Genomic DNA, 17,142 nt, shown 5'->3' on the forward strand with positions numbered 1-17,142 from the left:
TAAGAGACAGACTCTGCTCCCCCGCCCCCGGGCGGCAGAGGTGCTCCCGGACCCCGCAGCGCCCCGCCGCCCCTGGGCCACGGCCCTGCGCGCGACCGCGTGCGGGGCAGCGACCGCGGGCCCGGTCATCGCCCTGGCGACCGGCTACGCGTCACCGACGCTGATCCACTTCACGGTCCTGGCGAACCTCCTGGTCGCGGCCGCCTTCGGATGGTCGGCCGTACGCTCCTGGCGAGGCGGTCCACCGCTGTCGCCGAGGCTGTCGGGCGGGGTGCTCCTGCTCGCCGCGGTCACCGGCCTGATGTACCACCTGGTACTGGTGAACCACGGCGGCTCCCCGATGAGCGCCTCCCGCGGCGGCCCGGACACGGGGGCCGGCTGGTCCACCACCGCGAGCCTCCTGCTCCACACGGTGACCCCCTCGGCCGTCGCCGCGGACTGGCTCCTGCTGACCGCCCCCCGCACCCTGCGCCCGGCCCACATCCCCCTCTGGCTGTCCGCCCCCGCGGCCTACCTGGGCATCGTCCTGACCCGCGGAGCCCTGCTCTCCCCCGACGCCCCGGCCCGCTACCCGTACCCGTTCCTCGACGTCGACACCTACGGCTACGCCGGCGCCCTCACCCAGGCCCTCGCCCTCGGCCTGCTCTTCGCAGCCCTGGGCGTCCTGATCACCACCGTGGACCACCTCCGGCCGAACGTGGCGGGGTGGTTCCAGCACCGGAGAAACCGGATTTCGCCTCCGGCCGCCGGTGGGCTAAAGTAATCGATGTCGCCGGGAGTCCGGTGGACATCGGGGTGTAGCGCAGCTTGGCAGCGCGCTTCGTTCGGGACGAAGAGGTCGTGGGTTCAAATCCCGCCACCCCGACGCTGGTCAGAGGCCACTTACGGATATCCGTAAGTGGCCTCTGTCATGCTCGGGGGGGCCAAACAGGGGGCCAAAGGGATTTGATCACCCCTTCGGCATGGGAGCCTTATTTCGCTCGGCGAAGATCTCGTCCATAGCCTCTGCCCCCTGCGTGATCACTGGCCGGAGCTGCTTCCTGTACACCGCCTCGGTGGTCGCCTGGCTGCTGTGGCCGACCAGCATGGCGATGCGCTCCAGCGGGATGCCGTGATCGGAGAGTAGGGACACGAAGCTGTGGCGAAGTTCCCGCGGCGTCCATTCGGGATCGAGCCCCGCCTTTTTCACGATGGCGCGGAAGTCGCGCCGCACGTTCGCGGCATCCAGCGGCTCGCCGCTGCGTGTGGTGAACACTCGGCCATCAGGACGCCACTCGATCCCGTGCGAGACGCGCTCCTGCTTCTGCCACCGCAGGTGTTCGACCAGCACGTCCACGACCTGCTTCGGAAGGGCGATCGTCCGTCGACTCTTGCGCGTCTTGGTCTCCCCGTACCTGCGCACGGACCGCCACACGGCGACGTGCGGCGGGATGCCGTCCTCGGGGCTCAGGTACACGTGATCCCAGGTGAGCGGCCGGGCCTCCTCGGTCCGTACCCCTCCGAGGAGTGACAGCACCAGGTAGGCGTAGAGGCGGCTCCCCCGCGCGGCCCCAAGCACGGCTTTAGCCTGCTCCAGGTTGAGCGCCTTGCTCGGCCGGCCGGTGCGCCCCTCCGGAACGGTCACCAGCAGGGCGACGTTGCGCACGGCCTTGTCTCGCCGCTGGGCGTGCTCGATGGATCGGCGGAGGATCGCGAGCACGTCTCGAAGGCTGCGCGTGGAGAGCGCCTCGACGCGACCGGTGAGCCAGTCGTCCACGTCGTCGGCGCTGAGGTCCTTGAGCTTGGCCTTGCCCACGAACGGGATCAGATGCTTGTCAGCGAGTGTGCGGTTCTTGGCCACGGTCTGAGCGTCTCGGCCCTTCAGTCCGCGCTCCAGCCAGTCGTTCACGGCGTTCTCAACGGTGTAGTTGGCGGGGGTGCGAACACCCGCTGCGACCTCCTTCTTGAGATCGCGGATCTTTTCGCGGACCTCCGTCTTGGTCTTGCCGTAGACCTTGGGTCGCAGGCGCTTGCCGTTCGGCGCATGGCCCAGGGAGACCGCCCCCACGTAGCGGTTCTTCGCCTGGTCCCAGTAGATGGTGTCTTCCCCGTGCCCGGCCCTGCGGGTGGGCTTGCTGGTTGCCACGTCGGCAGTTCCTTTCATGCAGCGGGGCCCGCCCACGAGTGGACGGGCCCCGCTGTTCTGGTTCGGTCAGTCGGATTCGCGCTTGAGGAGGTCGATGTACTCCTCTACGTACTCCGTCGGGATGCGGCGACAGCGGCCGATCTGGACGGTGCGCAGCCGTCCGAGTCGGATCTCCTCGTATGCGGTGGATCGCTTGACGCCCAGGATTTCGGCCGCGACATCGACGCGGAGGAGGCGGGCGGGTGGCGAGGTGGTTGGCGTGGCCACGGGATTCTCCTCTGGGTGTGGCGGGTGGGTGCCCGCCCTGTCCTGGCAGATCCGCAACGTCCGCCACGCCGCCACACCGCAGGTCAGGGGCCTGGGTTTGTGGCGGATGCCGGTGGTGTGGCGGATAGGTGCCGCCACATCCGGGGGGTGTGGCGGCACCTGGTGGTGTTGGGGGTCAGCCCGCGACCGGGAAGAGCGGTGTGGCGGTTTCCGCAGACGTGTGGCGGGTGAGTGTGGCGGTATCCGCCACGGATTCACCCCCGCTGACCTGCGGTGTGGCGGACGTGGCGGATGTTGCGGATTCCTCGGGGGGTGGAGGGCAGTACCGGGTCCAGGCGTCCGTGAGGTCTTCCGCGTAGTAGCCCTTCGGGGTCCCAGAAGGAGTGCGGATGCCGCGCGGCTTGATGGGCTTGATGGCCGGGGTGACGTACTGGCCCAGCAGCTTGGCGAGCGTCCGGGAGTTCAGCGGCTTGTCGTCCAGGTCGCCCCAGGGGGCGTCGTCCATGCGGAGCAGGATTTCGAGGATGACGGCGGTGGGCACCCGGTCGGCGCCGCAGAACACCTTGTCGCGCAGGTCGGTCAGCAGCCGGACACCCAACGATGCTTCGTCGTTGTCCTGACCGGCGTTGATCAGGTCGAGGCAGGCGGCGCGGGCGCGGGCGGGCCAGGTTCCGCCGGCCGCGTCCGCGACGGCGAGGAGCGGTTCCCACACGTCGGCGGGCCGGTCGGTGACCCCTTCGGGCATCTCGGGCCAGGCGTTGGCGACCTGGTCGCGGACGGTGTCGGCCCACTTCGCGATCCGGTCGCGCAGGGCGTGGCCCTGCTTCTCGTGGATGCGCTGGCGGTAGGGCTCAACCTTCTCGTTGGGGGCGCGCTTGCGCATCCGGATGATGACCGACCTGGTCAGGACGGTGTCGGGGAGGGAGCCGAGTCCGGCCATGGCGACGGCGCAGTAGGAGCCGAACACCTGGGCGTTCTGGTTGGAGCCGTCCCCGACGCACCGCAGGGCCCCGCCGATGCGGCGGTATCCGGCGTTCAGAAAGCCGCGCAGGGCCTCGTCCGCTCCGGCCTTGGGGCCGAAGATGGTGTCCACCTCGTCGAACAGGACCGTGGGCAGTCCCTCGGCGGAGTCGACCAGCCGGTAGAGGGCGTTCGCGGACGCGGACACCGTGCTCATGGGGCGGGGGGTGAGGATTTCCACGATCTCCAGTGCCCGGGACTTCCCCGACCCCGGTTCCGGGGAGAGGAACGCGATGCGCGGGGTGGTCTCGAAGCAGTCGATCAGGTGGGCGTGCGCGTCCCACAGGGCGACCGCGACGTAGGCGGACTCGGTCGGGAAGACGTTGAACCGGCGGTGGAAGGCTTCCAGTTCATTGAGCAGGGCAGCACCGTCGATGGGTGCCTTGGGCTGCTGGGCGGGGGTGTTCATGCGGCGTTCCTCCGGTGCTGCTCGGTGTGCGGGCAGTGGTCGACGCGGGCGCGGGTGGTCAGGTCGGTGACGCGGTCACGGCCCCGGGCGCGTTCGTGGTGGCCGCAGGCGCAGAGCCAGTCGGCGGCGGGGATCTGGTTGCGGCCGAGCCCGCGCACCGTGAGGCCGGGTCGGATGCCGGTCACCGTGACGATGTGCGGGTCAGGGAGAACAGCAACGGGGACGGCCTGACGGCCGACGCCTTTCGGCACGCCACCACCGGCCGGTCCTGCGGCCCGGTTGGCGGCCTGCGGGCTGCTCGGGGTGACAGGCAGGCTCTTAAATCGCAGGTTCCTGGCGGTGGTCATGCCGCCCGCCCGGAGTTGTTGGCGATGGACCAGTTCAGAGCGCTCGCCACAGCCTTGCGGCACTCGTTCTCCCGGAGCCCGGCCGCCAATCCCGCCGAATTAAGAGCCTGCTCTACCTCATGGCGGGCGAGGTCGCCGGACGGGATGAACCGCCCCAGAGCGCGGGCGGCCCGAACCAGCGTCGAGTTCCGCACACCCTCCCCGGCCCCGGCTACGGCCGCCGTTTCGGCCCTGAGAGCCGCTGCGGCGTACCGGGAGGCCCGAACCGGCACGGGTGCGGCCGTCAATGACCGGGATGCCTGACGGGGCGTCAGGGGGGCGTACAGCCATTCCGGGAGCGGTACGGGATCGGTGGGGTCGACCACCTCGTACGTGCCGTTCGGGAGGGCGCTCCCGGCGGCGACGACGTAGCCGCCGTGGGCGCGGGTGTCGATGTGCTTGCCGAGCCTGCCCGCGCTGTTGCCGAGCCGGGCCCCGTCCGGGGCGGTGAAGTACAGGTGGTGGCCACCGCTCGCGGTCCGGGTCCGGTAGGTGGCGGGGACGGTCCGCCCGGCGCGCTCGCAGAGCGCTTGCAGGGAAGTGACGCCGTCAGGCGTTCCTTTCGGGTCCTTGGTCTTGACCGTGTCCAGGTCGATCACGACCAGCCCGGACGGGCTGGTGGCGATGCCGACGTTGAACGCCCCGGTCGACCAGGCGGAGCGGATGCGGTCGGGGTCGGTGGTGGCCCGCTGCTCCCACTTGCGGTGACCGGTCGCGCAGTCGCCAGTACCGGGGCAGACGGTCTCTCCGTGGAGGGCGGGGCGCTTGTCGCGGGGGCGGAGCGGGAAGACGTGCCAGCCGCGTTCGGCCGCGTCCAGTGCGGCGGTGAGGAGGTGGGTGTTCATGCCGCGGCTCCGGTGGGCTCGTCGTGCGCGGCGACGATTTCCATGAGCAGGGTCTCGGCGGCCATGAGGTGGCCGACGAGGACACCGGCGTTGGTGAGGTCGATGACGCCGATGTTGGCGACGTAGGCGCGGGCGGCCTCGATCGCGACGAGGCGTGCGGCCTCCCGCACGGGGGTGGGGTGAGTCATGATGGGTGTCTCCAGTTCTGGAAGGTTCTGGCAGACGAGAGCGGCCCCAGTTCATTGGCGTGAGAGGGGGTCGCTTTCGGCTTGCCGGGCGGTATCCGGAATCCCTGCCGCTGGTGCGGCAGGGAGGCTTGGGCACCCCTTGCCGGGGTGTGTGTGGAGGGGGGTTCGGGGGTCTGACCTGCGGTGCCTCCCTGCCTCCCTGCCAGATCATTTCTGCTGTTCAGGGCAGGGAGGCAGGGTCAGGGAGCGGGTCAGGGACTTCTCCCTGCCTCCCTGCCGACGGGGGTGCGCCTCCCTGCTATTCGGCGGCGGAAGTGGAACCGTCGGTGTCGCGGTTGTCGAGGTGGCGGGCGAGGCGGTCCCGGGCGATCGTCATGCGCCCGTCGGACTTGTAGGGCTCGGCCCCGGTGCCGTCCAGCGCCCGCTTGAGGTCGATGAACGACCACGAGCCGTAGACGTCCTTGCTCAGCACCGCGAGGCGCTTCAGCACGTCCTGGGTCAGCAGCCGCGGCGCGTCTCCGAGGACGGTCAAGATGTCGGCGACCTCGTCGCGCTCGGGGGTGTGGTCGACCGCGGCCACCGTGGTGACGCCATCGCGCAACGCTTTGGCCCGGTCCGCGATCTCGGCGGCCTGGTCGCCGTCGATGTAGTGCGTCCGCACGGTCACCGACGTCTGCCCGGGGGACAGCTTGATCCCGTCCCCGGCGACGACGACGGTTCCCTTGTCGAGGCCCTGGCGGAGCTTGTGGGGGGCCGCGCCGCCGTCGATCGCCGCGTCCCCGACCGCCATGCGGGCCTGGGACTCGGTGCCGAGCACGAGGGACGAGCGGATGTGGTTGCCCTCACGGGAGCGCTTGGGCAGGTTCTCGTTCGTCGGGTCCTGGGTGCCCTCCCAGGTCGTGACGTTGACCGCCCGTCCCTGATCGTGGATCGCCTTGATCGCCCGGAAGTACCGGGACGTCGACTTCGCCCCACCCAGCGGGATCTTGTTCTCGTCGACGGCCCCGGACCCGTAGGCCACCTGCGCTTCGTCGACGATGACGACCAGCGGGTGGAACTCCTTGCCCGGGGCCAGCAGACGCCGGTTCATCTCCCGGGCGGCCTCTTCGACCATCTCCGTCACATCGAGTACGTGATCGTCGGTCGGCCCCTGGATCAGCACCGTGGCGAGCCCGTCGAACATGGCCCAGTCGCCGATGCCCTTGAGGTCACCGATGCGGAACTCCACCTTCGGGTCGAACGACAGCCACAGGGCCAGCGCGCGCAGGGACGCGGTCTTGCCCTGGTTCGACAGCCCGGTGATCAGCAGCATCCGCTGGAACAAGCTGACCAGGGCGGCATCGCCGCGCAGGTCCTGGCCCCACGGTGCCCGGCCCGACTTGTAGTCGGCTCGGATATCGGGGTCGGTGACCAGCGGGGACGGGCCGATCGGCTCATCCAGCGCACCGCTGTCCGCGATCCACAACCGGACGGTGCGCGGGGCCGGCGGGATGGTGATGAACACTTCGTGCTCGTGCCGGTTGAGGTTCTCCGCGAGCTTCTTGCGCCGGTTCTGGATCTCCTCCGTCGACACCCCGGACGGGAGGTGAACGTCGACCTCGACACCGCACCCGGCGATCGTGATCGGGCTGAGCATCTGCGCCCCGACGTCGCCCATCTCCTTGATGGCCTTGCGGAGCGTCGACACCCCCAGGTCCCGCATCGCGGTGACCACGATGGACGGCGTGATCGGGGTGCCCTGACCGTCACGGTCCCTCACCGGCAGCGCCCACTGCGGCGCCGCCTGCTGATGACGGCCCACCCCCCACAGGGCCAGTAAGGCGGCCCACGGTCCGAGGATGACCAGCGGGCCCCAGACCACGGTGATGATGAGCACGATCCACCGGATCAGCTCGATCAGGGCCAGGGTGGGGGTGGCGAGGTCGGCGAAGTTCTCGTTGGCGACGGCGAGGATGATGCCGAGGAGCAGCAGGCCACCGGCGGTGATGCCGAGCCCGGCCGCCGCCCCCTTGGCCGCCTTCACCGGCGCCGACAGCAGGTCCATGCGGCGCTGGTGACGTGCGGCGCGGAACCGCTGCCCGCGCTCCTCCCACTCGGTGGCAAGGTCGAGGTTCCCCGCGGCTTCCGCCGCCCGCAACATCCGCTCGTACCGGGCGGCGGTACGGCCCTCCCACGCCCGCCGGGCCACGATCCGGCCGCCGCCGACCACGTACATGCCGTGGCGGACAGTGAACCGGCCCGCCGTGCGGGTCCGTTCGTGCGTGGCGGCCGTGCGCAGAGCGCGGGCGGTGCGGACCACCCGCGACCCCTGCGGGACGACCTTGGGCGGGGTGCTGGTCGGCTCGGCGGTCGGGTCCTTGACCAGATTCACCGGTTCGGCCGGCGGGGTGGTGGGGCGGTGGTCGTCGAGGTGGTGCACGGTCCCCATGACGGGGACCGTGCTGGCGGGTTCGGTCATGATGAACGTGCCTCTCTCCTGCTCGTTGCTGCGGGGTGGGGTGTGATGGGGGCGGCCGGTTTCCTTGGCCGGGTCCGGCCGCCCCCGCTCAGCTCTGCTCGGCCTTGTGGACGGCCCGCTCAGCGAGGCGTACGCGCTGCTCGGCGGCCTTGCGGGCCTCGCGGGCGGTGGCCTTGTCGGCGCGGGGAGCGGTGCGCTCCACGGCCTTCGCGGCGGCGAGGTCCTGGCGGGCGGCGGCCTGAACCTTGTGCAGGGCGGCGAGTTCGAGCGCACCGCGCTCGGCGGCGGCCTGGTCGATGCGCTCGATCCGGCGGCGGACGTCCGGGTCGACGCAGTCCGCGAGGGACTGCCGGAACCCCTTGCGGAACAGCCTGCCGCGTTCGCGGGACTCGGCCTTGGTGTAGCTGTGCACGGTGGACCTCCCCGTTGGATGGGGCCGGACTGTCCGGCTCCCCAACCACCCCCGAACCGGACTTGGTTCGGGGGCGGCGGGCAGCCGTCAGGCGAGCCGCAGTTCGTGGGAGTGGCACAGGACGGGGCCGATCAGCAGCCCGACCCGGTGCACGGTCCACCGGCCGTTCGTCAGCGGCCCCGGGGGGACCTCATCGACGATCCGGCCGGTCCTGCCGACCGCGCGTGGGTCGTCCTCACACGTCACGATCAGCACCTCTTGACCTGCCTGGAACACGGTGGTCTCCCTTCTGGGTCAGCGGCGCTTGCGGGCGTCCTTGCCGCCGCCGACGGACTTCACGACGGTCACGACACCCCAGGCGCACACGGACGCGACCAGGGCGAGCAGGGCGAGGTTCGCTGCGATGGCGGTGAGGACACCGACGAGGAGCGGGCCGAAGTAGACCCCGGCAGCGACGGCCCCGGCGCCCACGCCGGAGCCGAGCGCGAGACGCTGCACCGTGCGGTCCGGGGGTGCCTGGTGGACGTGGACCACCTGCGGGATGGCGTTGGTGGGCTGGTAGGTGACGGGGAGGTGGTCGGTGTAGCCGGGGGTGCCGTCCGGGAGCTGCACGACGGACGGCAGCCGGGGGGCGGGCAGGTGCTGTTCCATGCGGGTCCTTCCGTGGGCCGGTGGTGGGAGTGCCCCGGGCCGGAGTCGATCCGGCAGCCTCACGCCGTGATCCGGGGCGGTTGATCAGTGCTGGGCGGGCTCGGCGGCTCGGGCTTCGGCGGCTTCGGAGATGGAGGCGGACACGGCGAGCTGCGCGAGGATCTCGGCCCTGCGGAAGTCCTCGGGGTGGATGGGCCCGAAGCGGGGCGTGTCGCTGGCGATGATGCGTTCGGCGGCGGCGCGGTATTCGGCGGCGGTCATGAGGTGGTGTCCTTCCAGGGCGACGTGGTGTCGTGGCAGGTGACGCACATGCCGAGCGACCGGGGGATGCAATAGCCCATGTCGGTACGGCAGTTGGGGCAGGTACGGCGGGCCCGCATCGCCGCAGCCAGAGCAGCGGCACGGGCGGGGGTCATGGGCCGTACGGGCTTGGCGTGGTCGATGCGGTAGAGGTAGGCGACCAGCGGGGCGCGTCGGCGGCGGGGGCGGTGGAGTTCGGCGACGACGTCCTGACCACCCGGCCGCAGCCCCAACGCGCGGAGCTGACGGCGGGTAGCCAACCCGTCGGGGGCCAGACGCCACCGGTAGACGTCGGCCATCAGGCCGCCGCCTCACCCGTGCCGGCCGACGGCTCCCGCTCGGCGCGCAGCGTCTCGCGCAGAACGCGGGCCTTGGCCGGGGAAGTGCGGACCGCCTTGCGGATGCCCTCGGCGGTCAGCTCCCGATCGGTCCAGTCGGCCGTAGCCGACCGCGCCTCAATCAGGAGCTGATCGGCGGTGCGGGCAGGTCGACTCGACCGGGCCACCTCGGGGATGCGTCCGGTCGCCCGACGCGGGCGGGTCGACTCGGCGGCCACCGCACCGGCCGGGACCCGATCGGTCGGCTTCACCAGGGACACCGCCGGGGCCGCCGGGAGCTCCGCAGGAGCCGGGGGCGGAGTGATCGGCGCGGGGGCCGATACTTCCAGGTCAGCCGTAGACCGATTTACATATGTCTCGGCCGATTGATCCTGATTCGGTGTGGTGGCCGGGTGCTCGATCGGTCGGTGGTGCAGGACCTTGGCGACGAGGTCGGAGCCGAAGTAGATCGACCCGACCGGCAGCGACGTGGCGAGCAGGACCAGCGCCCAGTTGGCGGGGTCCCAGTCGGCCAGTCGGCCCCAGTCGACCACCTTGTCGTGGAGCTCCGGAACCAGCCCGTGGACGTAGTTCAGGACGAGTGAGGCCAGCGTGTAGGCGGCCAGCACCCGCAGGGCGAAGCGGCGGGCGTCGCCGGTCAGAACAAGGGTCGCGACCAGGGCGAGCGCCATCAGTCCGTCGACGACGAACGGGTAGAGGGTGGCGGCGGTCTCGTCGGCCCCGGTGGCGGTGGCGACGTCCTTCAGCGCGTTCCAGGACACCCGGAACGCCATGCCGACCACACCGACCAGAGCGGCGATCAGCAGGCCCTTGCCCCAGCGGTTCATGCCGCACCACCCCGGCGGTAGTGCACCGCGAGGACCCAACCGAAGGTCTGGGCGAGAGCACCGACGGCCACGGCCCGCCACACCGGACGGCCGGTGGCCATGGCGAGCGAGGCCCCGATGACGGCCAGGGCGATACCCGCGAACACCAGCAGGAGCGCCCGACGCACGGCGATGGTGTTGATGTCGCTCATGACGCACCGTCCTTGCGCTGGGCGTCTACGGAGGCCAGCAGGCGAACGCGGTCCGCGGCGCCAGTGGGGCACTCCTGCCACTCCCACTCCGCGTCGTCCGCGAGGACGAAGCCGAGCTGGGCCAACGCATCCGCCCGCTCCTGCAACGTGGGGACCGGCTCGGTCCGCCCGAACGAGTGCTCGGGCCAGTCCAGGCTGATCCCGTCGGTGACGACGTACAGCTCCCACTCACCGAGGAAGCTGTTGGACAACCGCGCGCCGTACGTCATGCCGCACCTCCCGACACCGTGGTGTCCGTCGCGGCGGCGGTGTGGTTGGCCAGGTCGCGGCGGGCGGCCAGCACACGGCGGCGGGCCCGGCGGATGCGCTGGTGGTCCAGCTCGGTCGGGGTGCGGTCGATGGTCATGATCTGCGCGTCCAGCAGATCGACGTCCGCCAGGATCGCCGGGAGTTCCCGGTCGATCGCGTCCAGCTCGGCGTCCGTCGGCTCACCGTTGAACGGGGTGGCCGTAACAACGGCTTGAAGTGCTGCGATGGTCTTCATGAGTCGTTCTCTCCCTGTGAAGGTGGTGCGGCTCGACAGCGGCCCCGGGGTGCAACCCGGGGCCGCGCTGCGTACGGGTGTGGGGTGGAGGCCGCTGGTCTTATCCGGCGGCGTGCTGCTGGGGCGTCCAGGGCAGTGGCAGGGTGTCCCCGGCGGTGCGGGGTACGACGTGCAGGTGCAGGTGGGCGACTGTCTGTGTCGCGGCGCTGCCCTTGCTGGTGATGACGTTCGCGGCGGGCAGTTCGGCGGCCAGTTCCGCCGCGCAGGCCATCGTCCGGGCGGAGACGAACGCGTCCTCTCCGACGTCGGCGACGTGGGTGTGCGGGATGACCAGGACATGCCCGGGGGTGACCGGGCCGAGCGGGCGGATCGCGATCACGTCGTCCCACTCACGGACGATGTCCGCCGGGGCCAGCCCGGCGACGATCTTGCAGAACACGCAGGAAGCAGTCACGCGGACTCCCAGTTCAGAAGGGGGTGTGCGGAGGTTTGTGGTGCGGTCAGTGGTGGACGACGTCCTTGGCGATGTCGCGGTCCCGGACGCTCACGCTGTGCCCGGCGGCGGTGAGCCGCTCGGCCAGGGCGCGGGCGAACGTCGGGGCCCGGTGGCGGCCACCGGCGCACCCGTCGGCCACCGTCACGACGCCCGCCGTGGGGCCGGACGCGAACGCGTCGACCGCCGTGGCGGTCGCGTCGACCAGGGCCGTAATGCCGGGCGTGGCCAGCACGGCGGCGCGGACCGGCGCGTCATCGGCGGTCATGTACCGCAGCTCAGGCCGGACGTGCGGGTCGCGGAAGTGGTGACGCAGGTCGATGGTCAGGTGCGCGGCCGGCGGCTCGCCGTGCAGGTAGCCGAACGAGACGATCTCAACTTCACTCACGATGACTCCCAGAAGGGGAAAGGAGGGCGGAAGGTCCGGCTCCCCTCAGCCCCGCCCGTACGGCACCGCCACAGGGGCAGTCCGGACGGGCGGGGGAGGCAACCGGCCGCAGCGTGAGCTGCGGAGGATGGGGCGCCATCTCTCTGCCTGGCGCTCAGCAGGGCAGCTCACTGCGGGTGGCACCGTGGTGTTCTCCAGGGCCGCAGGATCGTGCGTACAGCGCCGACGCGCCGTACTACTGCCGACGGCTCACCCGGCCGTCACGGGAGCGAGGGCTCTCACCCCGCTTCAGTTCACTGTTCAGTTCTCAAGGAACAGGGCTTCCTTTGGGCTCACTCCCGATACCGGGACCCTCCGGGCGCTCTGGTCGTGCAGGTCGGAGCAGCCCAAAGAGGGGCCACCCCGCTTCCGAGCTGACCAACTTGGCTAGCCCGATTGCGATGCCCTTAACGTAGCCATCATGGCTAGCCATGTCAACAGATGGCTAGCCTGGCTGCCCTGATCACGGATTTGAGGCGTAGCATTGAGGCATGACTTTCACGCCCGAACCGCTGGACCCGGACGACAGCCGCCCGCCCTACGAGCAGGTCGCAAGCAGCCTTGCCGCAGCCATTCGGACGAGGAGGCTCGCCCCCGGAGACAAGCTGCCGTCGCACAAGAACCTCACCGACCTGTACGGGTTCGCCAGGGCGACGATCCAACGCGCACTGCGGGATCTGGAAGATGAGGGGCTGGTCGTCTCCCGCAAGGGAAGCGGTGTGTACGTCCGGAACCGGACCGAGCGGCCGGCCGGTCTGCGGCCCTACGTCGAGCAGGCTTTCACCAGCCCGAACGTCTCAATCGACTTCGCTGGGTTCTCCAGCGAGACGCTGCACGGAGCCCTACAGGAACCGATCGACAAGATCCGGGTCGGCCGACTGACACCGACCAGCATCAGTATCCGAATCCTGGTGCCGGACATGGCCGTGCCCCAAGCTGCCCCAGTGCGCCAGAGTGACGGCGCTGACGATCCCCGCCTCCGGGTCCGCATGCACGACATGATGGTCGGCTTCACCCGAAGCATCGCCAACGCCGTGGGGGAACTTCAGCACCTCGGCCTGGTCCAAGAGGCCACTGTCAGCGTGCGGGTTCACAGTGGAACGCAATTCTTCAAGCTCTACGTCATCAACCAGGGAGATGCGTTCTTCGGGTACTACCCCATCCGCCCGAACAAGGTGTCCGCGGGAGGGGAAGCAATCGACATCTACGACCTGGTGGGCGCAGACGCCGCGCTGTTCCACTACTCGACCAACGAGGGAGACGCGACCAGCGGCGCGCAGCAAGTCGAACAGGCACGCCTCTGGTTTGAGAGCGTCTGGAGCACCATTGGAAGGGACTTTGACCCCTATGGCGTCTGAGAGCCTGGCCGCAATCGTCGCCGCTACCAGCGGCGTGCTTTTCGACTTCGACGGGCCTGTCTGCGACGTTTTCGCCGGGTACCCCGCCCCTGGCGTCGCGCGAGAACTGGCCTCCATGCTCGCCCAGATCGACGCGACGACCGGCGAGCGGGCTTTCGAAACGGACGACCCGATGGAAGTACTGCGACTGGCACCCCGCGTCGGCGAGGATGCCGTGCGCCGAATCGAAGAAGTCCTCACGTCGGCGGAAGTCGCGGCGGTGAAGGCAGCGGGTGCCCCCGTCGCGGGCGCCGTGGATTCCCTTCGTGCGGCCCACGTGTCCGGCCGAAGAGTCGCGATCGTCAGCAACAACTCGTCGGCGTGCGTGAAGGAGTTCCTAGCACTTCACGACCTCGATCGATTCGTGCACCAAGTGATCGGCCGCGCCCCGAACCGCCCTGCCCTCATGAAACCCTCGCCGTTCTCTCTCGAAAGAGCCGCCAAGGAACTTGGGGTCAGAGCGAGCACCTGCACACTGATCGGTGATTCCACTACGGACATCGAGGCCGCCGCGCGGGCAGGCTCCATGGCGATCGGCTTCGCCAACAAGCCAGGCAAAGAGGCAAGTCTCGTTGCGGCTGGAGCTAGGACGATCGTCACGGCCATGGCCACCGTCGCTGAGGCCCTTCTGACGCCGCCCCTTGCGCGTTGACCCTCTCGCCCGGGGGGCCAAACGGGGGGCCAACGCACTCAACCGAGGGCGGACGAGCGTGGACGCCCACGGACAAGCCGACGCTGCTCCTGCCCAGCACGGGACCAAGCTGACCAGCCTGACAGCCCCCTGAATAGCGTTCGGGACGAAGAGGTCGTGGGTTCAAATCCCGCCACCCCGACAGCTGAAACACCAGGTCAGGGGCCTGATCCGCTTTGCGGGTCGGGCCCCTGACTCGTTCCCGGAGATCGTTTGGGAGAAATCTGGGAGAAGATCTTGGTCGGCTTCTCCCAGCGGCCGATCGCCCGGCAAGGGAGGCACGCCTCCCACGCGTCCGCTCGCACCTGCGCGGTCGCGAACTTCAGTCGACCACTCGACCGGAGGACAGCCCGTGGACTACGGCTTCAGCAGCACCGACGACGCCGACAACAGCGCCTCTGAACGAGCGGGTCGCCCGTGCTCGGTCTGCGGCACCGTGATGGAGTATTGGCGCCCGCGCAGCCAGAAGTACTGCTCCGATCCTTGCCGTACCTCGGCTGCCAAGAGGCAGCGGGTCGAGCGCCCGAAGGACACGCCGAAGGTGCGGCGCCCGATGCAGACGCTCACACCGGGGACGCCTCCGGTGCCCGACCCCGCCAGGACCCGCAAGGTTCCTGGTGATCCTTACTGGAACCCCATCCTCGCGGCGGCGGAACGTGCCACGGGCGGCGAACCTTGCCGGATCTGCGGAGTGCCCGTGCCAAAGAGCGCGCACTGGGAGCACCGCGATCGGCACGTCTGCTCGGGTCGGTGCAACACCACTCTCAAGCGGCGCACGAAGACGCGGATCGCGAAGGGTGAGATCGACTTGGCCGCCATACCTGATCGAGGTGACCGATCCTCCGCCGATGCCGACCAGCGTGTCCGGTTCGCGGCTGCACGGGAACCGCAGGTCTTCGGCACCAGGGCGGCCGACGACGACTTCCCCTACGAGTTCTACGGGCTGAGCCCCATCGAAGGCGATGTCATCGAGCGGCACGACTCCGTCACGGCGTACGCCACCGCAACGTCCCTGGGCGCTGACGAGATCGTCGCGCTGGTCCGAGCAAACTCCGAACCCCACGCAGAGCCGATGGTCGCGATCCACCAGCAGACCGGCGCGCTTCTGGCCTACACGGACCGCATCCTGTGGTGGACCAAGGCGCCCGGCCAAGAACACCCCCTCGTCCAGCAGACTTCGTTCGAGGGAGACGACGGCCGGCAGTGGCACTGGCAGAACGAGATCTTCCGTGACGTGGACGAAGGCAGGAAGACCTACGACTGGGAAGCCTGGGTCTGCGTCGCCGAACCGACACCCACCCTCTGGACTCCGGCATATGCCGCCCGCTCGGAAAAGCAGCGGCGCTCCACCCGGGCCCGCAACAGCTACCAGGCCCGCATGCGCGGCTACGGCACTCTCAACGCAGGCGCTGATCAGGTGGACCCGTTCGACATCTACGATCGCGATCAATGGGTATGCAAGCTGTGCCACCGCGCCATGAACCCTTCCGCTGAGTGGCCCGACCCGTGGTCCGCCACCCTCGACCACATCCAGCCGGTCGCGGAGAGCGGCGCACACACAGCCGAGAACCTGCAGGCAGCTCACTGGATCTGCAACATCCGCAAGGGAGACACCTGGGGACCTGGCGAGGCCCAACCCTCCTAGGGAGGGCTGGGCCTGCCTCGTCAGCCGCCACCCTGCAGGAGCCGGTCCAGCGCAGATACTGGGGAACGCGGGTGCAGAGCACGCCTGGCGGCGAGTGCCGCCTCCCACTGCTCGGTCAAGCCGAGCATGAGGCGCCGGCGCATGCCGGGCGTGACGTGGGCGTAGCGCGCGGAGACCGAGCCGTCGATGTGGCCCATGCGCTCGTCCATGAGGACCTTCTCGGTGCCGAGGTCCTCCATCATCGTCCGGTGCGTGTGGCGAAGCCCGTGCGGCGTGAGGCCCTTGGCGATCGGGAGCCAGCAGGCGTCCGCCCGAGCGGCGGCCCCTCGACCTCGGGCCGGGACACCAGGCCACGGCTCACCAAGAATCGGCACCGGGCGGGCCTCCTGGGGCGCCTTCTTCGGGTACCAGCCGGAGGCCGCCGGAGTGAAAAGCCAGGTGGCGAAGCCGTTTCGACGCCAGTGAGCAGCATGCTCCGACGTAGCGCCGCCACGTACGAACCCGAGCTCTGCGATAGCGAGCTCGACTCGTATGCGGGTCTCCTCGCGTACACGGTCAGAATGGTTGAGGACGTTCGAGACCGTGCCTGTGGAGACTTCGGCACGGCGGGCGACATCGACGAGCTTCGCGCCCTGGTGTCCGCCGGTACGCGCCACACCCTGGCCCCGGAAGACGTACGTCCTGCCATGGCAGGGGCAGGACATCGGCTTCGTGCGGGCAATGTGGTTGAAGACCAGGGCCGACAACCAGTCCGTCGAGTCGATGTCGCGGTAGCTGTCATCCTTGGGCGGGCAGCGCACCAGCTCGCCGGTGTCGAGTTCGTACAGCTGCCACTCAACCCGGATAGCGTTTCGCCGGACGAACTCCGTTTCCAAGCCGACGATTTCACCCCAGCGCTTGCCGGTGTAGCCCTTGAGGACCGTGGCGACGAACTCGTCGTCGCGGCCGGACAGTAGGGCGGCCCGCTCTGCGGTGAGCAGGATGCCGAGTGCGTCGGTGACGACCTTCTCCGGGCCGCGGTCACGGGAACGGCCGGCCCGCTTGCCTCGCCCGCGCCGACGGGCCGCCGGGTTGGACGTGAGCAGACCCTCGTCGATCGCGTCCTCGAAGATCAGGTGGAGTGTCGAGCGCCAGGTCTTGACGCTGGAGGCCGCGTACTCGGCCCGCTCCTTCTTCTCCCAGGCGTCGACGTCCGTGCGCAGGATGCCCGCGAGCGCCTTGTCCTCGAAGTCGGGGAGCAGGTGCTCCTCGATGTGGCGCTTGTAGTTCTGCATGGTCGAGGCAGCCAGGTCCTGGCCGGCGTACCAGCGGCTGGCGTATGCGCCGAAGGTCTCCTGACCAAGGCCCGGGTCGCGCCACTCACCGCGCCGAACGGTCACCTCTTCCGCGTCTGCAGCCTGCTTGGCCTCGCGCTTGGTGGCGAACTTGACCACGACGCCCGTGGAATCGGCGACGGTGCCGTACTTGCCGTCCTCGATCTCGTATCGGCCGCGCCAGTAGCCGCCACGCTTTTCTGCGTACCCCACAG

At 69.9% G+C, this 17,142-nt stretch carries 23 protein-coding genes and 1 tRNA gene; 5 read left to right on the forward strand and 19 right to left on the reverse strand.

Going from position 1 to position 17,142, the window contains the following annotated elements; all coding sequences use genetic code 11:
* Together HET64_RS02835 and HET64_RS02840 are read left to right on the forward strand one after the other, a co-directional pair.
* Nucleotides 1-763 (forward strand): Pr6Pr family membrane protein (locus tag HET64_RS02835; protein WP_374105531.1); only part of this gene is annotated, 763 nt, incomplete at its 5' end.
* A gap of 28 nt (nucleotides 764-791) precedes the next feature.
* Nucleotides 792-865 (forward strand) — tRNA-Pro (locus HET64_RS02840).
* 84 nt (nucleotides 866-949) lie between these two features.
* On the opposite strand, the gene xerC is transcribed toward HET64_RS02840, so the two are convergent.
* The 18 genes from xerC to HET64_RS02930 all read right to left on the reverse strand — a co-directional run bounded on the left by xerC (nucleotide 950) and on the right by HET64_RS02930 (nucleotide 11,845).
* Nucleotides 950-2,125 (reverse strand): tyrosine-type recombinase/integrase, encoded by a 1,176-nt coding sequence (gene xerC, locus HET64_RS02845; RefSeq protein ID WP_308369754.1) that lies wholly within the window; start codon nucleotides 2,123-2,125, stop codon nucleotides 950-952.
* 66 nt (nucleotides 2,126-2,191) lie between these two features.
* Entirely contained in the window at nucleotides 2,192-2,392 is a 201-nt protein-coding gene (locus HET64_RS02850) for a helix-turn-helix domain-containing protein (RefSeq protein ID WP_215101854.1), read from the reverse strand.
* Between the two features lie 175 nt (nucleotides 2,393-2,567).
* Nucleotides 2,568-3,821, reverse strand: coding sequence for a DUF3631 domain-containing protein (locus tag HET64_RS02855; RefSeq protein WP_215101856.1), 1,254 nt, complete (start codon nucleotides 3,819-3,821; stop codon nucleotides 2,568-2,570).
* A complete protein-coding gene (locus tag HET64_RS02860; RefSeq protein WP_251144682.1) occupies nucleotides 3,818-4,168 on the reverse strand; it encodes a hypothetical protein in 351 nt (116 codons plus the stop codon). Before HET64_RS02860 ends, HET64_RS02855 begins: the two co-directional genes overlap by 4 nt.
* Nucleotides 4,165-5,052 (reverse strand): bifunctional DNA primase/polymerase, encoded by an 888-nt coding sequence (locus HET64_RS02865; protein ID WP_215101857.1) that lies wholly within the window; start codon nucleotides 5,050-5,052, stop codon nucleotides 4,165-4,167. Before HET64_RS02865 ends, HET64_RS02860 begins: the two co-directional genes overlap by 4 nt.
* Nucleotides 5,049-5,240 (reverse strand): hypothetical protein, encoded by a 192-nt coding sequence (locus HET64_RS02870; RefSeq protein ID WP_215101988.1) that lies wholly within the window; start codon nucleotides 5,238-5,240, stop codon nucleotides 5,049-5,051. The genes HET64_RS02865 and HET64_RS02870 overlap by 4 nt, the downstream gene beginning before the upstream one ends.
* Before the next feature lie 298 nt (nucleotides 5,241-5,538).
* Nucleotides 5,539-7,698: an ATP-binding protein gene (locus HET64_RS02875; protein WP_251144683.1), complete on the reverse strand. Its 2,160-nt coding sequence runs from the start codon at nucleotides 7,696-7,698 to the stop codon at nucleotides 5,539-5,541.
* Nucleotides 7,699-7,786: 88 nt separating this feature from the next.
* Nucleotides 7,787-8,110, reverse strand: coding sequence for a hypothetical protein (locus tag HET64_RS02880; RefSeq protein ID WP_215101859.1), 324 nt, complete (start codon nucleotides 8,108-8,110; stop codon nucleotides 7,787-7,789).
* 87 nt (nucleotides 8,111-8,197) lie between these two features.
* Nucleotides 8,198-8,386, reverse strand: coding sequence for a hypothetical protein (locus HET64_RS02885; RefSeq protein ID WP_215101861.1), 189 nt, complete (start codon nucleotides 8,384-8,386; stop codon nucleotides 8,198-8,200).
* Nucleotides 8,387-8,404: 18 nt separating this feature from the next.
* Nucleotides 8,405-8,761, reverse strand: a complete 357-nt coding sequence (locus HET64_RS02890; protein ID WP_215101863.1) for a DUF6251 family protein — start codon at nucleotides 8,759-8,761, stop codon at nucleotides 8,405-8,407.
* 84 nt (nucleotides 8,762-8,845) lie between these two features.
* Nucleotides 8,846-9,022, reverse strand: a complete 177-nt coding sequence (locus HET64_RS02895) for a hypothetical protein (RefSeq protein ID WP_215101865.1) — start codon at nucleotides 9,020-9,022, stop codon at nucleotides 8,846-8,848.
* Nucleotides 9,019-9,360, reverse strand: a complete 342-nt coding sequence (locus HET64_RS02900; RefSeq protein WP_215101867.1) for an RRQRL motif-containing zinc-binding protein — start codon at nucleotides 9,358-9,360, stop codon at nucleotides 9,019-9,021. The genes HET64_RS02895 and HET64_RS02900 overlap by 4 nt, the downstream gene beginning before the upstream one ends.
* Nucleotides 9,360-10,226, reverse strand: a complete 867-nt coding sequence (locus tag HET64_RS02905) for a DUF2637 domain-containing protein (RefSeq protein WP_215101869.1) — start codon at nucleotides 10,224-10,226, stop codon at nucleotides 9,360-9,362. Before HET64_RS02905 ends, HET64_RS02900 begins: the two co-directional genes overlap by 1 nt.
* The gene (locus HET64_RS02910) at nucleotides 10,223-10,417 is read right to left on the reverse strand and encodes a hypothetical protein (protein ID WP_215101871.1); all 195 of its coding nucleotides are present in this window, start codon (nucleotides 10,415-10,417) and stop codon (nucleotides 10,223-10,225) included. Before HET64_RS02910 ends, HET64_RS02905 begins: the two co-directional genes overlap by 4 nt.
* Complete coding sequence (locus HET64_RS02915; RefSeq protein ID WP_215101873.1) at nucleotides 10,414-10,686, reverse strand: DUF6303 family protein; 273 nt, start codon at nucleotides 10,684-10,686, stop codon at nucleotides 10,414-10,416. The genes HET64_RS02910 and HET64_RS02915 overlap by 4 nt, the downstream gene beginning before the upstream one ends.
* On the reverse strand, nucleotides 10,683-10,961 hold the full coding sequence (locus HET64_RS02920) for a DUF6284 family protein (RefSeq protein ID WP_215101875.1): 279 nt from the start codon (nucleotides 10,959-10,961) through the stop codon (nucleotides 10,683-10,685). Before HET64_RS02920 ends, HET64_RS02915 begins: the two co-directional genes overlap by 4 nt.
* 100 nt (nucleotides 10,962-11,061) lie before the next feature.
* A complete protein-coding gene (locus HET64_RS02925) occupies nucleotides 11,062-11,415 on the reverse strand; it encodes an HIT family protein (RefSeq protein WP_215101877.1) in 354 nt (117 codons plus the stop codon).
* A 46-nt stretch (nucleotides 11,416-11,461) separates the two neighbouring features.
* A complete protein-coding gene (locus HET64_RS02930; RefSeq protein WP_215101978.1) occupies nucleotides 11,462-11,845 on the reverse strand; it encodes an RNase adapter RapZ in 384 nt (127 codons plus the stop codon).
* 527 nt (nucleotides 11,846-12,372) lie between these two features.
* On the opposite strand from HET64_RS02930, the gene HET64_RS02935 reads away from it, so the two are divergent.
* The 3 genes from HET64_RS02935 (at nucleotide 12,373) to HET64_RS39770 (ending at nucleotide 15,614) form a co-directional block, all read left to right on the forward strand.
* Complete coding sequence (locus HET64_RS02935; RefSeq protein WP_215101879.1) at nucleotides 12,373-13,239, forward strand: GntR family transcriptional regulator; 867 nt, start codon at nucleotides 12,373-12,375, stop codon at nucleotides 13,237-13,239.
* Entirely contained in the window at nucleotides 13,229-13,930 is a 702-nt protein-coding gene (locus HET64_RS02940; RefSeq protein ID WP_215101881.1) for an HAD family hydrolase, read from the forward strand. Before HET64_RS02935 ends, HET64_RS02940 begins: the two co-directional genes overlap by 11 nt.
* 391 nt (nucleotides 13,931-14,321) lie before the next feature.
* Nucleotides 14,322-15,614: an HNH endonuclease gene (locus HET64_RS39770; protein ID WP_215101883.1), complete on the forward strand. Its 1,293-nt coding sequence runs from the start codon at nucleotides 14,322-14,324 to the stop codon at nucleotides 15,612-15,614.
* A gap of 20 nt (nucleotides 15,615-15,634) precedes the next feature.
* Here the strand turns inward: HET64_RS39770 and HET64_RS02950 are convergent, their stop codons facing one another.
* Nucleotides 15,635-17,140, reverse strand: coding sequence for a LacI family DNA-binding transcriptional regulator (locus HET64_RS02950; RefSeq protein WP_215101885.1), 1,506 nt, complete (start codon nucleotides 17,138-17,140; stop codon nucleotides 15,635-15,637).
* Between the last annotated feature and the right edge of the window lie 2 nt (nucleotides 17,141-17,142).

Source organism: Streptomyces sp. McG3 (genome assembly GCF_018619185.1).
Lineage (GTDB): Bacteria > Actinomycetota > Actinomycetes > Streptomycetales > Streptomycetaceae > Streptomyces.

What these genes read in the sequence shown, in the direction of transcription:
- HET64_RS02855 (WP_215101856.1), bottom strand. Translation starts at nt 3,821, where the DNA reads ATGAACACCCCCGCCCAGCAGCCCAAGGCACCCATCGACGGTGCTGCC.
- HET64_RS02860 (WP_251144682.1), bottom strand. Translation starts at nt 4,168, where the DNA reads ATGACCACCGCCAGGAACCTGCGATTTAAGAGCCTGCCTGTCACCCCG.
- HET64_RS02865 (WP_215101857.1), bottom strand. Translation starts at nt 5,052, where the DNA reads ATGAACACCCACCTCCTCACCGCCGCACTGGACGCGGCCGAACGCGGC.
- HET64_RS02870 (WP_215101988.1), bottom strand. Translation starts at nt 5,240, where the DNA reads ATGACTCACCCCACCCCCGTGCGGGAGGCCGCACGCCTCGTCGCGATC.
- HET64_RS02875 (WP_251144683.1), bottom strand. Translation starts at nt 7,698, where the DNA reads ATGACCGAACCCGCCAGCACGGTCCCCGTCATGGGGACCGTGCACCAC.
- HET64_RS02890 (WP_215101863.1), bottom strand. Translation starts at nt 8,761, where the DNA reads ATGGAACAGCACCTGCCCGCCCCCCGGCTGCCGTCCGTCGTGCAGCTC.
- HET64_RS02895 (WP_215101865.1), bottom strand. Translation starts at nt 9,022, where the DNA reads ATGACCGCCGCCGAATACCGCGCCGCCGCCGAACGCATCATCGCCAGC.
- HET64_RS02900 (WP_215101867.1), bottom strand. Translation starts at nt 9,360, where the DNA reads ATGGCCGACGTCTACCGGTGGCGTCTGGCCCCCGACGGGTTGGCTACC.
- HET64_RS02905 (WP_215101869.1), bottom strand. Translation starts at nt 10,226, where the DNA reads ATGAACCGCTGGGGCAAGGGCCTGCTGATCGCCGCTCTGGTCGGTGTG.
- HET64_RS02910 (WP_215101871.1), bottom strand. Translation starts at nt 10,417, where the DNA reads ATGAGCGACATCAACACCATCGCCGTGCGTCGGGCGCTCCTGCTGGTG.
- HET64_RS02915 (WP_215101873.1), bottom strand. Translation starts at nt 10,686, where the DNA reads ATGACGTACGGCGCGCGGTTGTCCAACAGCTTCCTCGGTGAGTGGGAG.
- HET64_RS02920 (WP_215101875.1), bottom strand. Translation starts at nt 10,961, where the DNA reads ATGAAGACCATCGCAGCACTTCAAGCCGTTGTTACGGCCACCCCGTTC.
- HET64_RS02935 (WP_215101879.1), top strand. Translation starts at nt 12,373, where the DNA reads ATGACTTTCACGCCCGAACCGCTGGACCCGGACGACAGCCGCCCGCCC.
- HET64_RS02940 (WP_215101881.1), top strand. Translation starts at nt 13,229, where the DNA reads ATGGCGTCTGAGAGCCTGGCCGCAATCGTCGCCGCTACCAGCGGCGTG.